Annotated in this window: 12 protein-coding genes; 7 read left to right on the top strand and 5 right to left on the bottom strand. The window is 54.4% G+C overall.

Translation table 11 applies throughout. The features are described 5' to 3' along the window. Positions 1-21 precede the first annotated feature (21 nt). From RBB80_RS22110 to RBB80_RS22130, 5 genes are all read left to right on the top strand, one after another. Positions 22-1050, top strand: coding sequence for a glycoside hydrolase family 3 N-terminal domain-containing protein (locus RBB80_RS22110; RefSeq protein ID WP_433964526.1), 1029 nt, complete (start codon positions 22-24; stop codon positions 1048-1050). After that, entirely contained in the window at positions 978-1883 is a 906-nt protein-coding gene (locus tag RBB80_RS22115) for a glycoside hydrolase family 3 C-terminal domain-containing protein (protein WP_433964527.1), read from the top strand. The genes RBB80_RS22110 and RBB80_RS22115 overlap by 73 nt, the downstream gene beginning before the upstream one ends. A gap of 112 nt (positions 1884-1995) precedes the next feature. After that, positions 1996-3144: an acyltransferase family protein gene (locus RBB80_RS22120; protein ID WP_433964528.1), complete on the top strand. Its 1149-nt coding sequence runs from the start codon at positions 1996-1998 to the stop codon at positions 3142-3144. Positions 3145-3203: 59 nt separating this feature from the next. Then, entirely contained in the window at positions 3204-5504 is a 2301-nt protein-coding gene (gene bglX / locus RBB80_RS22125; protein WP_433964529.1) for a beta-glucosidase BglX, read from the top strand. Positions 5505-5797: 293 nt separating this feature from the next. Further along, the gene (locus RBB80_RS22130) at positions 5798-6688 is read left to right on the top strand and encodes a PhzF family phenazine biosynthesis protein (protein WP_433964530.1); all 891 of its coding nucleotides are present in this window, start codon (positions 5798-5800) and stop codon (positions 6686-6688) included. 155 nt (positions 6689-6843) lie between these two features. Here RBB80_RS22130 and RBB80_RS22135 read toward each other — a convergent pair whose 3' ends face one another. The 4 genes from RBB80_RS22135 to RBB80_RS22150 form a co-directional block, all read right to left on the bottom strand. Next, positions 6844-9015, bottom strand: a complete 2172-nt coding sequence (locus RBB80_RS22135; protein WP_433964531.1) for a beta-glucosidase family protein — start codon at positions 9013-9015, stop codon at positions 6844-6846. 182 nt (positions 9016-9197) lie between these two features. Further along, positions 9198-9929: an HAD family hydrolase gene (locus RBB80_RS22140; protein WP_433964532.1), complete on the bottom strand. Its 732-nt coding sequence runs from the start codon at positions 9927-9929 to the stop codon at positions 9198-9200. Then, complete coding sequence (locus tag RBB80_RS22145; RefSeq protein ID WP_433964533.1) at positions 9919-11055, bottom strand: MFS transporter; 1137 nt, start codon at positions 11053-11055, stop codon at positions 9919-9921. The genes RBB80_RS22140 and RBB80_RS22145 overlap by 11 nt, the downstream gene beginning before the upstream one ends. A gap of 75 nt (positions 11056-11130) precedes the next feature. Further along, the gene (locus RBB80_RS22150) at positions 11131-11820 is read right to left on the bottom strand and encodes a DeoR/GlpR family DNA-binding transcription regulator (protein ID WP_433964534.1); all 690 of its coding nucleotides are present in this window, start codon (positions 11818-11820) and stop codon (positions 11131-11133) included. Between the two features lie 1154 nt (positions 11821-12974). Between RBB80_RS22150 and RBB80_RS22155 the strand changes: the two genes are divergently transcribed. Next, positions 12975-13778 carry a radical SAM protein gene (locus RBB80_RS22155; RefSeq protein WP_433964535.1) on the top strand — a complete coding sequence of 268 codons (804 nt, stop codon included), beginning with the start codon at positions 12975-12977 and terminating at the stop codon, positions 13776-13778. A gap of 269 nt (positions 13779-14047) precedes the next feature. Beyond that, a complete protein-coding gene (locus tag RBB80_RS22160) occupies positions 14048-14347 on the top strand; it encodes a class II aldolase/adducin family protein (RefSeq protein ID WP_433964536.1) in 300 nt (99 codons plus the stop codon). A gap of 77 nt (positions 14348-14424) precedes the next feature. Here RBB80_RS22160 and RBB80_RS22165 read toward each other — a convergent pair whose 3' ends face one another. After that, the gene (locus tag RBB80_RS22165) at positions 14425-14616 is read right to left on the bottom strand and encodes a hypothetical protein (RefSeq protein WP_433964537.1); all 192 of its coding nucleotides are present in this window, start codon (positions 14614-14616) and stop codon (positions 14425-14427) included. Positions 14617-14753: the final 137 nt, after the last annotated feature.

Raw genomic sequence — 14753 nt, forward strand, 5'->3', positions numbered from 1 at the left:
AGTGGAAGATATTCGACGGCGATGCCTTCCAACCTGGGTGCAGCTTCGAGCTGGGATCCAGAGTCCGCTTGCCAATTCGGCGAAGTGATCGGCGGCGAACTTCGGGCTCAAGGTTTCGATGTGACTCTGGGAGGCGGCGTGAATCTCACCCGCGAACCCCGAAACGGGCGGACCTTCGAGTACGCGGGCGAAGATCCGCTTCTAGCCGGCACTGTCGTTGGAAACATGATGAAGTGCGAGCAGGATCAACACGTCATCGGCGATATCAAGCACTACGCAGTCAACGACCAGGAGACTGGACGGTTCGTTGTGAATTCTGTCATCTCGAAACGCGCGATGCAGGAGTCCGATCTATTGGCCTTTCACATTGCGATCTCTATCGCCAATCCCGGCGCCGTGATGTGCTCGTATAACCGAATCAATGGAGACTTCGGTTGTGAAGATTCCTACACGCTGCAGGATGTTCTCAAGAAGGATTGGGGATTCAAAGGCTTCGTGATCTCGGATTGGGGCGGCACGCACAGTACGGAGAAGGCTTCCTCTGCCGGACTCGATCAAGAACAGCCTATGGCCGACTATTTCGGGCTGAAGTTAAAGGAGGCGGTGGACGCAGGGAGAGTACCTCTGTCCGAGATCGATGACCATGCTCGCAAGGTCTTGTACGCAGAGTTTTTAGCTGGAATCGTCGATGATCCTCCGCATAAGGGTGTGGTCAACGTAGAAAAAGGGCTTGAGGTTGCGCAGCGTATCGAAGAAAAGAGCATAGTTCTCCTAAAGAACAACCAGGCCGTGCTCCCAATCATTCCGTCCAAGATCCACAGCATTGCAATCATCGGCGGCCACGCGGATGTAGGAATGATCTCCGGTGGTGGTTCTGCACAAGTTGACCCGCCTGGCGGCAATGCCATTATGCCCCCGGTAAAGGCGGAACGCATTGGCAGGACCATATCTGGTTTCCGACTTCCCCCTTACAGGCTGTGCGAGCGAAGTTGCCGAACACATCGATTGAATTTAATCCGGGAACGGATCTGCAGTCGGCGGCATCTTTAGCCAAGACCGCGGATGTGGCGATTGTCTTCGCCTATCAGTGGGAGTCCGAAGGTATGGACCTGCCGAATCTTTCGCTTCCGGACAGCCAAGATGCGCTGATCGAGCAGATAGCGGCAGCCAATCCGCATACTATCGTTGTTCTTGAGACAGGGACTGCCGTTACTATGCCCTGGCTCGACAAGGTGGCCGGGGTTGTTGAGGTTTGGTATGCAGGCAGCGCCGGGCACAAGGCGTTAGCAAACATCCTTCTCGGGGATGTCAATCCGTCTGGCAAGCTGCCGATGACCTTCCCAAAGGGAGAGGCGGATCTTCCTCGCCCTTTAATCGCGCCCCTTCCTCCGAATGACGAAGGACAAGGACATTTTGCTGTAAACTCCGAAACGCGCGTCTCCAGCTATGCCGTCCACTACGACGAAGGTTCAGAGGTCGGCTACAAGTGGTACGAAGCCCAGCATAAGCAACCTCTGTTTCCGTTCGGTTTTGGCCTTTCGTATACGTCATACGCGTATTCCGGCCTAAGCGTCGATTCATCCGCGAAAACAGTCCGCTTTACAGTCAAAAACACGGGCAAAAAGACAGGGACTGAGATCGCGGAAGTCTACGCCACACTTCCCAAAGAAGCTGATGAATCGTTCAAACGCCTGGTCGGTTGGAAGCGTGTCACTCTTGCGCCTGGCGAGTCACAGGATGTCACCGTTGCAATCGATCCACAGGAACTGCAGACCTTCGACGAATCGAAAGACACATGGAAACTGACTAATGGCGAATACGGCGTCCTGGTTGGACCATCTTCAGAGAGCACCCCTTTGAGGGCGAGCCTTCGGATCCACTGAGATATATCACTCGCCGAAACCCACTCCGCGATGGACCTATTAGAACCGCAGCGTACCTGCGGTAACGGTTCATATGTCAAGTTGAAGTCCGAAAGATAAGGAGACCTCTCAAATGAATGACGTATCAACTCTGGGGCAGACGGGCAGCGCAGTTCAAGCTGACCGGACAAGCACCGGGAAAGAACACTTTGAAGTGCTGGATGGATTGAGAGGGAGTGCGGCCATCCTGATTGTTATCTTTCACGTCTTCAATTACTCATTCGGCTGGGATACTCCTCTGAGCCTGATGCACCACGCCTACCTGGCAGTCGATTTCTTCTTCGGGCTCTCCGGCTTTGTCGTGGCCTATGCCTACGATGACCGATGGACACGAATGTCTACCCTCCAATTCTTTCGCATCCGGCTCATTCGGCTTCATCCGCTGGTGCTGGTGGGAGCGACCTTGGGCCTTCTCGGTTATCTTCTGGATCCCTTCGGCAAGGGCATAAACCATACTTCAACGCCGATGCTACTGTTGGCCTACGTGACTTCACTTCTCCTGTTGCCTTCTCCACCAGTAGGGGGCCGACAGGACGAAAGCCAGGCACTGAATGGGCCGGCGTGGTCCCTCATGCAGGAATATCTCGGAAATATCGCGTACGCTCTGATTCTTCGCCGGCTGCGTGCGCTCACGCTTGGAATCATCTTTGGAGTTTCCGGGCTGCTGCTCATATGGGTCGCTAATGTAAAAGGTTCGATGGATGGAGGCTGGGGATACCCGGATATCTGGATGGCACCTCTGCGGTTGACCGTCTCTTTTGTGATGGGCCTTTGGCTGTATCGTATTCAGGGTCGCATCCGCCGTCCCAAAATTGGACTCCTGGTTCTTTCGATTTTTCTAGTGGTCATCTTTCAGGCGCCGAAGTTCCCCAACGCAGGCGGGCTTTCTTTCAATGGTCTTTATGATGCTGCGAGCGTGCTGTTCTTATTTCCGCTGATCATTCTCTGTGGCGCGCACTCTGATGCTGGTGCAGGCATGATGAGGCTCTGCAAGTTCAGCGGCAGACTCTCATATCCCCTCTACATCACGCATATCCCATTCGTATACATCATTGCGAACTTCGCCCATACGAAACATCCAGCCAAGTCCGTGCTGTTGACTTGGATCTTCCTGCTTCTGCCATTCGTGATCGGCTTGGCATGGCTAGTTCTTAAGTATTTCGATGAGCCTGTTCGTGCGTGGCTGACCCGCCGCTACGGCATGAAGCGGACAGCAGCATAATGCCCGACATCATCGCAGCAGGGAAGCCGATCTATTTCCAAAAACGGAGGACGAAAATCATGATGTTGAAGAGGTATTCTGCAATCGCTCTTTTTGGGGTCGTATTCTCTGGTGTCGTTGCGGCCGGGGCTCAGACCAGTCCGTTCAGCGCTGAGGCCAAGCAGAAGGCGGAGTCTCTCCTGAAGCAAATGACTCTCGACGAGAAGGTCGGCCAACTCAATGAGTCGTCCGGTCTGGTGATGCCTGGCATCGCTAAAGAGAAACCAGATGATCTCATTGCCAAAGGCGGGGTGGGCTCGATCCTTTGGCAGATGGACGTCAAGGAGATCAATCGCCTTCAGCACATCGCCATCGAAAAATCTCGTCTTCATATTCCGATCATCTTTGGGTTTGACGTGATTCATGGATATCGGACCGTTTTTCCAGTGCCTCTGGCGATGGCGTCTTCGTGGGATCCATCTGTCGAGGAGCAGGCACAACATCTGGCGGCACAGGATGCACGCGCTGCCGGGATTGATTGGACTTTTACGCCGATGGTCGATATTGCGCGAGACGCTCGGTGGGGCCGCATTGTTGAAGGTGCCGGAGAGGACCCCGTTCTTGGTTCCGCAATGGCGCAAGCACAGGTCCGCGGATTTCAAGGCACGAAGCTTGGACAGGACAGCGTACTGGTGACCGTAAAACATTTTGCTGGTTACGGTGCAGCCGACGGCGGCCGTGACTATGACTCTTCCTATGTGCCGGAGGAATTGCTTCGCAATCTTTACCTGGTTCCTTTTCATGCAGCGGTTCAGGCTGGGGCTGGTGGAATTATGAGTGCCTATATGGACTTGAACGACGTGCCGGCGAGTGGCAACCATTGGCTCCTGACCGACGTTCTCCGGAAGGATTGGGGGTTCCAAGGCATTGTGCTTTCGGATGCATTTGCAGTCGGAAACCTCGTTACCCATGGATACGCAAGCGATGACGAAGACGCGGCTTATAAGGCGATCACTGCGGGCCTAAACATGGATATGGCGAGTCTCACCTACTCCCACAATCTTGCGAAGGTAGTGACAGAGGGCAAAGTCAGTCAAGCCTACATCGATCAGATGGTGTTGCCGGTTCTGGAGGCGAAGTTTGATCTAGGACTCTTCGACCATCCCTACGTCGACGAAGCGAGCGTCGATACTGTCCTAAACCGGCCCGAGGGTATCGCGCTCGAGCGAAAACTGGCAGGGCGTTCCATGGTGCTGCTTCGCAATGAGAACCGTACTCTTCCTCTGTCGAAGGAGCTGAAAAAGATTGCCGTCATCGGCCCTCTCGCAGATGCTTCCCATGACATCGAGGGCGGATGGACGGTGGAGGGCCTATTCGGAAAGGGATCCAAGAGTCATCCGGTTACTGTGCTTGCCGGTATCAGGAATAGGCTGGGTGCCGATGCGCAAATCACGGTTGTCGCCGGGCCTCAGCCATCGAAGGTCTATACCGGTATGTTGGAGCAGTTTACAGGTACGAAGCCTTCACCTCCACCTACTCCTCAAGAAACCGCCGAATGGATTGCCAAGGCCAAGGCAGCGGCCGCCGACGCTGACCTCGTCGTGGCCGTCATGGGTGAAACGGCGAATATGAGCGGCGAAGCGGCTTCGCGAGCCAGCCTGGATCTGCCAGGAATCCAGGAGCAGATGTTAGAAGCTGCTGTTGGTGTTGGCAAGCCGGTGGTGCTCGTGCTTGAAAATGGCCGACCACTCGATATTCACTGGGCCTCTGAACACGTCCCGGCAATACTCGAGGCCTGGTACCCAGGCACACAAGGGGGCAATGCCGTGGCCGACGTACTATTCGGAGATGTAAATCCTGGCGGGAAGCTGCCGGTAAGTTGGCCGAGCGCGTCGGGCGTAGAGCCACTCTACTACAACCACACTTTGACACATGATCCCGAAGATCGCCCTGGCTTCACGTCACGCTATTGGGATGTCGCCTCCAAACCGCTTTACCCTTTCGGGTACGGTCTCAGCTACACGGCGTTCAAATTCTCCAACCTCCATCTCAGCAAGAACAGCATGAGCGTGAGCGATAGCAACGAGGTAAGCGTCGACGTAACGAATACGGGTTCTATCGCGGGGGATGCTGTCACACAGATTTATATCCATCAACGCTATGGTTCGGCATCTCGCCCCGTCCGCGAACTCAAGGGATTTGAGAGGGTTCTCCTCCAAGCGGGAGAAACCAAAACTCTCAAGTTTCCTCTTGGAGCTGAACAACTGCATCTTTGGAGTCCGCAGTCGAAAGCTTGGGTTGTGGAACCTTCGGAATTCGACGTCTGGGCCGGAGGAGATTCAACAGCAAGTCTTCACGCGGAATTTAAGACCACGCAATGAACGTCATCGCCGGTGTGCATTCGCATGCTGGCACGGGGTTGATGGGGCTTTGCAAAGTCGGCGGCAGTCTCTCTTACCCGCTTTACATTGCGCACTACCGATTCATGTCTATCTATGCGAATTGGGTTGAGACGAGACATTCCGCAGGGAACAAGAAATCACATTGCTTTGATACTTGCACGGTTCGTGATCTTTTTCGGGTAGGTTGCTGTGAAGTTTTCTATGACCGATCCGCACCAAGCTCGGTCGTTACAGCCTTCAAAAGAGGAACGTCCAGTTCTAAAGAGGACACTATGCAAATCCGGTATGCCTTTGTCGACGCCTTTACAGAACGCCCGCTGGCAGGGAACCCCGTCGCTATTGTCCCTCATGCCGAGACGCTGGACGAACCGACCATGCGGCGAATCGCGGGAGAGCTCAATCAGGTCGCCACGACATTCATTCTTCCGCCCAAAAATGATTTCGCGGATTGGAGCTTGAGATCTTTCACTACAGCGGGCCACGAGGTCTTCGGCGCAGGACACAATTCCCTCGGCGCGTGGTGGTGGCTGGCTGAGTCCGGAAATCTTATGCTGGTTGAAGGCCGCAATCACTTCACGCAGGAGATTGGAGGGGAGCTTTTGCCTGTGGAAGTTCGCTGCCAGTACAGCCAACCTGTCGCGGTTGCCCTCACTCATATGTCTCCTGTATACGGAGCCGTTTGCGAAGATCTTCCGAAGCTTGCCGATGCACTTGGAGTAGAGGATGAGGACATAATGTTGTCTTTGCCGGCACAGGTAGTTTCGACGGGAATAGCACATCTGCTCGTCCCAGTAATAGATCGGGAGATCGTTGCAAAGGCTCAACCAGACTCACAACGACTCAGACGCATACTTCAAGCAGCAGATGGAGAGGGCTGTTACCTGTATTGTCTGGATGACTCGGAGTTACCGTCTTCAATTGCCCATGCGAGATTTTTCAATCCAGCACAAGGAGTCGTCGAGGAGGCTGCTACTGCAACTGCTGCTGTGCCTCTGGCCTGCCTATTGCTGAGATACGGAATCGCCGGGAACAGGAAATCCCTTTTCATTGAACAAAGGTATGAGATGAAGCGCCCATGCGTACTAGAGATTGAGGTCGAAAACGATGTACTGCGACTGGCAGGTCGAGCTATCACTCTAATGGAGGGTATGCTTCGCATCTAGTTCGATCCACGCAGAGCGGCATGGAAGGTTCTTTGCACGCTCATGGAGCAGTTCGTCATTTGCCGTCCCAACAGGTAATCCCGCGGCATTGAACGGGATCTCGTTCGTGACTCGGGTGGAATCCAGTATTGCCCGATGCTGTTCTCCGTCGCAGATCATCGCTTTTTCAAGCGTATGTCTCGCGATGAGGAGCCCACGTAGACAACGGCGTCCGGAATATACCGCCAATCAGCAGCGGACGTGTCCCAAACGCTTTGGGTCCTGGGCGAGACCGTGATATGGACCTGTTGGCTTTCTTCAGGTTTCAAACGAATCTTGCTCCAGCCACCCAATCGCAGAGGAGGTTCCCCGGCGTAATCAACTCCCAGGTAGACCTGCGGAACTTCTGCACCTTCAACAGTGCCGTCATTCTTGACCGTGAACGACACATGGAGAGTGTGATCTGGATCGCGTTTTAGGGAGAGGTCCGAGTATGTAAAGTGGGTATACGACAGCCCGTAACCGAACTCAAAAAGCGGTGCAAGTTTCTTCGCATCGTACCAGCGATAGCCTATATTGAGTTTTTCGGAATAGACAGGATCTTTAAAAATGGCGCCGGTAGCGCCCCAGGTGGGAGTATCCTCGTCCCGGGCAGGAAACGTAAACGGCAGCTTGCCGGAAGGATCCACCTTGCCAAACAAGACATTGGCGATCGCTCTGCCTCCCGCTTCGCCTGGATACCAGGCTTCGATGATCGCCGCGACCTTATCTTTCCACGGCATCAGAACCGGATTACCACTCTCGATCACAACGATCGTATGAGGGTTGGCGCTTGCAACAGCATCTACCAGTTCATTCTGGTTCGAGGGGTTCTGCAAACTGAGAGTCCTCAAATCTCCGAAATCTTCCCCAGCGGGCTGCGCGACTACGACAATCGCGATGTCTGACCGACGTGCCAGCGCGACCGCGTCGACAATTTCGCCTGGACTATATGCGCGGAAGGGGGCTTGCTCGTCCTGGACCCCAGAAAATTCGACTTCGCTGGCTGGCGATAATTCGCGAATGGCTTTCGTCAGGGGAACAGGAATCTTCAGCCACGGATTGCGCCACCATCCGCAGCCATTATGGTCGACGAATTCAAGACCTTCACACCCTGTGAACGAGCCCGTCACCGGATGCATCGTATCTGCAGAACCGCCACCAGACATCACACCTACGTCTGCATGGGAGCCGATCACCGCAATACGCTTCAGATTTGAGGCTGATAGCGGAAGCTGCCGACGATCGTTCTTGAGCAATACGATGGACTGTTCCTCTACGGATTGTGCAAAGGTCCGCGCCGCATCGAAATCAATCTTTTCTCCACCGTGGGGAGGATTATCCATAACGCCGGAAGCAATCATTGAATAGAGTTTGCGGCGCACCATATCGTCGACCCGCTCTTGAGTGATGTCATGGTTTGCCAACGCGAATATAACTGGGACACGCCCGAAGTAAGAAGGGCCCGCATCGCTTCCTTCTTCTTCATCAAGGCCGGCGTTGATCGCCTTTGCCGTCGTGTGAGTCGCTCCCCAGTCCGACTGTACCTGCCCCGTAAAGTGCCATTGCGTCTTCAGAATATCAGTAAGAAGCACTGAATTCTCGCAGGCATAGTCGCCATTCAGCCGGTTATAGCTGCACATAACGCTTGCGGGATGACCCTGTTCAACGGCGATTTCAAAAGGTAATAAATAAAGCTCTCGCAGGGTGCGATCATCGATGTGGCTGTCTCCACCCATGCGGTTTGTCTCCTGTTCATTTCCCGCAAAGTGTTTGATCGACGCCATCACCTTCTGGCTTTGAGTTCCTTTCGTGCGCTGCGCCAACAGTTCCCCTGCGAGGAGTGGATCTTCGCCTAAGTACTCGAATGCTCTGCCTCCTCTGGGCTCTCTTGTGAGATTTGCACCTCCGCCAAGACCCATTGCGAATCCTTGGGCGCGCAACTGGATCGCTATTTCACTCCCGTAGTCATAAGACAACTGCCTGTCCCAACTGGCAGCAAGAGCAATAGTCGCAGGGAAAGTAGAGCTTGGCTGGGTTGTGCTTCCTGAACCCGTGCTCGAATCGGACATATTGATGTCGGGAATATGGAGCCTCGTTACACCCTCGATATATCCGCCTCCGCCACCTGGTGAGGCATTGGAGGGATACTTGGAGAGAATCAACTGAAGCTTTTCGTCGAGAGTCAACTTCTTCAGTAGCTCATCTGCGCGCCGCCACGCAGCGTCATTTGGCGCCCCGCTGTCTTGGGCCTCCGCCGTTATCGCGAGGGAAACGGCAAAAAAATAACCAGAACCACTGCGATCCATACGCGATTAGGCTGCATATCATTTCTTAGTATTCTCAATGAACTTTCCCTCATATTCAAAGCTGCGGTCCCTTCGACCGCAGCGATCGTTGCTATGTCGTGAAGCCGAAGAGGATCCAATCCAATGCTTGTATCGAGCTCTTCCTGGTTGCTAGTCGTGTTCTCTCCCCACTCTCACGGCTCTTATGCACAGGCCTCCCGGAGTAGGGTTTGAATTTCGCTAAACTGATCGACGACAACATCGGCTCCGGCGCGAAGCAGGTCGGCCTCTCCGAAACTCGTGGTCAAGGCGACGGTGAAGCACGGGACTTTTCTCGCTGCCGCAACACCATTGAGGGCGTCTTCTATGATCCAACAGTCGGACGGTGCCATTTCCATCTGCGCGATCGCCTTCTCAAAGACTTCCGGAGACGGTTTAGGGTGCACAATGGAACTGCTGTCGATGGCAACTTCGAAGAATGAGGTCATTCCCAGAGACGCAAGGGCGCATTTGCGATTTTGTGCGGTTGCAGAGGTGGCAACAGCCAACCGATATTTCCGGTAGGCCCAGTACGCAAAATCGATGGCGCCAGGGACCGGCTTCAAGTCGCGTTGACCTAAGGCAAAGAGACGGTCTTTCTCTGCCAGAATTGCTTCGATTCCGTCCTCGGAATGACCATGGATCTTGGCAACGTCCGTTATCATTACTCGATCGCTTCGACCGATGTATCGCGAGAAGACGGTGTCATCAACCTCGATGCCCGCTGAACGCAGGGCTTGCCGCTTCGTAGATTTGTGGAGAGCCTCCGAGTCGATCAGAACTCCATCCATATCGAAGACTAGCGCTTTCGGATTATTCGTTGGTGTGCGGCGTGATGGCCAATAAATCCCCATGCTGTCTCCACTCTGGCGCGCAAAGTCGCCTCTATGATCCATTCACACTCTTGTTCAGGGCTGGGACGAGGCACATTAGAAGTGCAAGAGAGAGAAACGCTCCCCGCAACCCAACGGAATGGGCGATGAAGCCCACCAACGCCGGCCCTGCAAGCAGGCCTGCATATCCCGCACATGTCGCGGCAGCAAGAGCAAGCGGGGCAGGCATCTCCCGCTGATTTCCCGCTCCACGAAACAGAATCGGCACTATGTTAGCCGCTCCAAGGCCGATAAGGACGAACCCGGTCAGAGCGAGCGGAGCGTATTGCGAAGCAAGCAGGACCGCAAAGCCACAGACCGCCGTCAGTCCACTTAATAGAAATACCTTGCGATCGCCCAGCCGCGTTATCGCGCGATCCCCCGTAAGACGTCCTGTTGTCATGGCTATCGAAAACAGCATGTAGCCGACTCCGCCTCTGGCAGCCGCAACCACCTTGGTGCTTACCAGCAGTAGAGCACTCCAATCGAGCAGTGCTCCCTCGACCAGAAATGACACAAACGCAAGCAGGGAAATCACCAGAACAATACCGCGGGGCAGGACAAACAAGGGACCTGGGGTTCCATCGCCCGTTCGCAGCAAGTGCGGAGCCGCCGCACTGATTGCGGATACGACGACGATGGAACCGATGACGCAGCTGTGGAACGGAGAGATATGGTTGGACAGCATGAGTGTCATAAATCCCGACCCTGCGAATCCTCCGATACTGAACAGAGCATGGAAGCCCGACATCAGCGGGCGCGATAACGCTCGTTCCACTTCCACTGCATGGAGATTCATGGCGACATCCAATGAACCTAGGGACGCGCCGAACAGCATAAGTGCCGCCCCGAGAGAAACTGGACGATCCACAAGCACCAGAAGCGGAAGAAAGAGCGATACACCATAGCCGCCAGCAAGGATGATGGGCTTGCTGCCAAATTTGGTCGCGAGGATTCCAGTAACTGGCATTGCGGCAACCGAGCCGGCCCCAAGGCATAGAAGCAGAAATCCCAGGGTGCCATCTCCAATCCCGAGTCGGGTCTTGGCGAAAGGAACAAGAGGAGCCCAACAGGCCACCGCGAAGCCAGCCGCGGCAAAACAGAGCCGCGTGGCTAGACGTGATTTTGAATGATCAGCGATGGATGACACGTCATACTCCCGTCGCGACGGGTTGAGGTGGCTCGTCGGCAGTCAGAACGGTAGTACCGGCCTTTCCGAGTATCGCTAAAAGATGGGAGGGGTATCGTGTGGAACAACCAACTCATGGAGGAACTCCAGCGAGCCGATGACGTGCGGTGCTCGCGTCTCAAGCTTGTCGAGCGTCGCCAGCACAGTGACTCTCTGGCTGCGGGATAGCAGGACCCGTTTGAAGAGCGCATCTGCAGGGTTGAATCCTCCAAGGCCTAATTGCGAAGAAACTGCGCAGGCGCCAAGAAAGCAGTGATCAAAATTCATCTTCTGCACTGCGAGAACAGCCTCGGCATCGACGCACGCGGCTAGTTCCGCTTCTATTGCGCCGCCGACCATAAGGAGTCTGAGCCCCTTCCGGCTCAGAACAGCATTCGCCACCGGAACTGAATTCGTCGCAACGGTCAGGAACTTGTTCTCGGGCAACTCTGCTACCAGTGCCAGATTCGTGCTGCCCCCGTCCAAGAAGATCAACCCTCGCGGTTGAATCAGGCGCGCACCGGTCCGCGCGAGCAGAATCTTTTCACTGGATTGAACCGGAATGCGTTCTGCCAGCGATCCAGAGGCAGACGACACAGGAAGGGCGCCCCCATACACCCGCTTGCAACGCCCTTCTGCGGCGAGTGTGCGCAGATCACGCCGTATCGCATCCTCGGAAATCTGGAACTCTCCCGCCAACTCGGAAGCAATAACAGAGAGTCCCGCATCGAGTCTTTCCGCGATCACTTCTCTTCTGGATATAGGCAGTAATAAATCATGCACAAACAAGAAATATCATGAATAAACATGCAATTCAAGTATGTGTTTGCACGATCAGGAGAAAGTTCACCGAATCTAGAGCGCCGGCCTTCAGGCGAGTCGGCAGGGCCAATTCGAATTTAAAGCTCGGTTCCAGGGAGACCGACTATCTGTTCTTTGCCTCATACAGCATGGGCGGGATCTGCGGCAGGTAATCTTTCGTTGATCTGTGAGGGTCGGCTATGTCGGTAACCAGACAAACCATCTGAAGAGTTCAAGAACTTTCGATAAGTCTTCGAGTAGCGAAAGCGGTGGCGCCGCAGTCGTACTAGGCGCAAGGCCAGGGCAACCACTTCCCCGGTCTCATTGGTCTTCTCTGAGAACCGGGTCCATGCTGAGTTTCTTGACCACCAGATTGTCCACAAACTGCGAGGCTACGCATAGGCTCCCTGCAGTGTGGAATTTTCCTAGTTTTGTAGCTTCTGCATCGGCAGAGGGCAAAATCGGGCTAGCTCTTTAGGCTAACTCTTTTATTTGAGACTAAAACCGCACCACTTGGGAGAGAAGCTTGCCCCTTCCGGTTTGCATCCAACTTTACTCAGTACCGATGATGATGGTGCATGATCGATCAGATCGAGAGGCAGATTGAAGCATACCTCCACGATAATGGCGCCTATCGATGGCATCTCTCAGGGCTATGCCCTGGTAGGCCGCCTACTCATTCTATTCACGGCTATCCTGATCTTCGTTATGCCGTGGACCGAGTATTTCTGCCAACTCGATAGATTTCTCCGTGGCGGCCAGGATTGCGAGCTTGGTCTTCTCGCGCTTCTAACAATTTTTTCGCTCGTCCTCGTTCTCCTAAACCAGCGTCGGCAGAATGTCACTCTCCTTCTTGCTGTTCGGAGATGGCTATCGCCTGCCTTTGAAGACCCAAATCCACGGGCAGTGGCGATCGCATGGAGTTTGATCGCGCGCTCCGACGCCGGGCCCCAGTCCAGCAGCGCACTATGCCGATATAACCTGCCCATTCAAGTCTGATCTCTCTCCGCCTGCCAAGCACGGAGGATGGCTCGTTCCGAGTCCCTCGCGTCCGCTAATGCAAAACCAGTCGCATTTGCGATTCGTTTTTTGGAGAGATCATGAAAAAGTCCGAAGTCTTCCACGCATGGGCCAGAATCCTTGCCGGTTCCGCACCTTCCCTTTCCATCGAAATCACCAAAGAGTGCCCTCTGAGCTGCCCTGGTTGTTATGCGTTCGACGCGGCCCATCTAGGAGGCGCGACCCAGCTTCGCCAACTCTCCGACTTCAAGGGAGACGAATTGGTAAAGAGAGTGCTCGCTGTCATCGAGGAGCACCGGCCGCTTCATGTCTCCCTCGTGGGAGGCGATCCGCTCGTGCGCTACCGCGAGCTTGAACTGCTTTTGCCACAGATCGAACGCCGTGGAGTGCATACCCAGGTCGTTACGAGCGCCTTCCGGGCCGTCCCCGCCGCTTGGAAAAAGTTCAAGAAGCTTAATGTCGTGGTGTCGATCGATGGACTTCAACCGGAACATGACGAAAGACGCAAACCCGCCACGTACGAACGCATTCTCAAGAACATCGCGGGCGCAAGGGTAACGGTCCATTGCACCATTACGTCGCAAATCGCAGAACGCCCCGGCTACCTTGATGAGTTCCTTCACTTCTGGGGCCGCCGCCCGGAGATCGCAAAGGTGTGGTTCAGCCTCTTCACGCCACAGATCGGTGCCACCGACCCGGAGATTCTTACGCCCTCACAGAGAGCTTCGACTATCGCAGAACTGAGACGATTGCGTCTGAAGTATCCCATGCTGGACATGCCTGACTCCGTGATCAAGGAGATCGCTTCTCCTCCAAAAATCCCGCCGAATGTATCTTTGCCAGGACCACGAAGACCATCTCTGCCGACCTCACCACGCAGATAACACCCTGTCAGTTTGGGGGAGCGCCTGATTGTCATCAGTGCGGCTGCATTGCTTCGATGGGTCTGGCGGCCGTCGGTCATTACAAGATATTGGGACCCCTTACCGCTGGCCGAATCTTCATGGCCTCTGACCGTTTCGGAAAAGGCTGGCGCAAACTCCAAAACGCCTTATCGCCAAAGCCAGTCCTTGCTGCCGGACCGACACCCTTCAAGATACTTTAACCTCGAACAGGCAAATGGATATTGCCGCGCAACAGAAAGGATCCAACATTGGTAGAAATCGAATGCCGGACCGAAGTCGAGTTGAGGCGAGATCTAGTCCGATTCAGCGGAATGCTCCATCGTCTGGGGTTTATGCCGGGGACGTCGGGCAATCTTTCCGTTCGACTGGATGACCAGCGTCTGTTAGTTACTCCCACCGGCGTCAGCAAGTTTCTGTTGAGGTCAGCCGACATGGTCATCGCCGATCACCAAGGGAGACAGTTGGAGGGATCGAGGAAGGTCACAAGCGAAGTCAGCATGCATCTTGCCGTCTACCATCCCATTACTTCTCTAAACATCAGAGGGTAATGGGAGCATTTTGTGTTTGGGGGAGAGCCAAGGAAAGCGTATCACGCAGCCTTCCGACTGAATGTTCTCGTTACTGATTACTGTAAATTCTTGATGTCGTTTTCCAGCAAGTCGATGTCCTCTAGAAACATTCGCTCAATACTGAGGGAAACCCAAGCGTCTTTAGGCAACTTCGATTTGCCAGCATCAGCAATTTGGACATGCGCCGCATTGGCATCAATTTTGTCAGACTCGCATTTCTGTCTCAAAAGGTCGATTTGAGTGGACATTATCCCACCTCCGCTGCTGAGATGCAGAAATTTGCATATTAGTTGCATATTTTGTACAAGCCCCATCCAATGCAGAGTGGGCAAAGGATGGGGCTTTTGCTATTTGGGTTCTACTTCTGCCTTTTCCTTAAATTGTT

Origin of the sequence: Tunturiibacter gelidiferens (genome assembly GCF_051013345.1) — a bacterium.
Lineage (GTDB): Bacteria > Acidobacteriota > Terriglobia > Terriglobales > Acidobacteriaceae > Edaphobacter > Edaphobacter gelidiferens_A.

Excerpts from the sequence above, each read along its gene's own strand:
- RBB80_RS22110 (WP_433964526.1), top strand. The coding sequence starts at position 22 with ATGCCTTCCAACCTGGGTGCAGCTTCGAGCTGGGATCCAGAGTCCGCT.
- RBB80_RS22120 (WP_433964528.1), top strand. The coding sequence starts at position 1,996 with ATGAATGACGTATCAACTCTGGGGCAGACGGGCAGCGCAGTTCAAGCT.
- bglX (WP_433964529.1), top strand. The coding sequence starts at position 3,204 with ATGATGTTGAAGAGGTATTCTGCAATCGCTCTTTTTGGGGTCGTATTC.
- RBB80_RS22130 (WP_433964530.1), top strand. The coding sequence starts at position 5,798 with ATGCAAATCCGGTATGCCTTTGTCGACGCCTTTACAGAACGCCCGCTG.
- RBB80_RS22135 (WP_433964531.1), bottom strand. The coding sequence starts at position 9,015 with ATGGATCGCAGTGGTTCTGGTTATTTTTTTGCCGTTTCCCTCGCGATA.
- RBB80_RS22140 (WP_433964532.1), bottom strand. The coding sequence starts at position 9,929 with ATGGATCATAGAGGCGACTTTGCGCGCCAGAGTGGAGACAGCATGGGG.
- RBB80_RS22155 (WP_433964535.1), top strand. The coding sequence starts at position 12,975 with ATGAAAAAGTCCGAAGTCTTCCACGCATGGGCCAGAATCCTTGCCGGT.
- RBB80_RS22165 (WP_433964537.1), bottom strand. The coding sequence starts at position 14,616 with ATGTCCACTCAAATCGACCTTTTGAGACAGAAATGCGAGTCTGACAAA.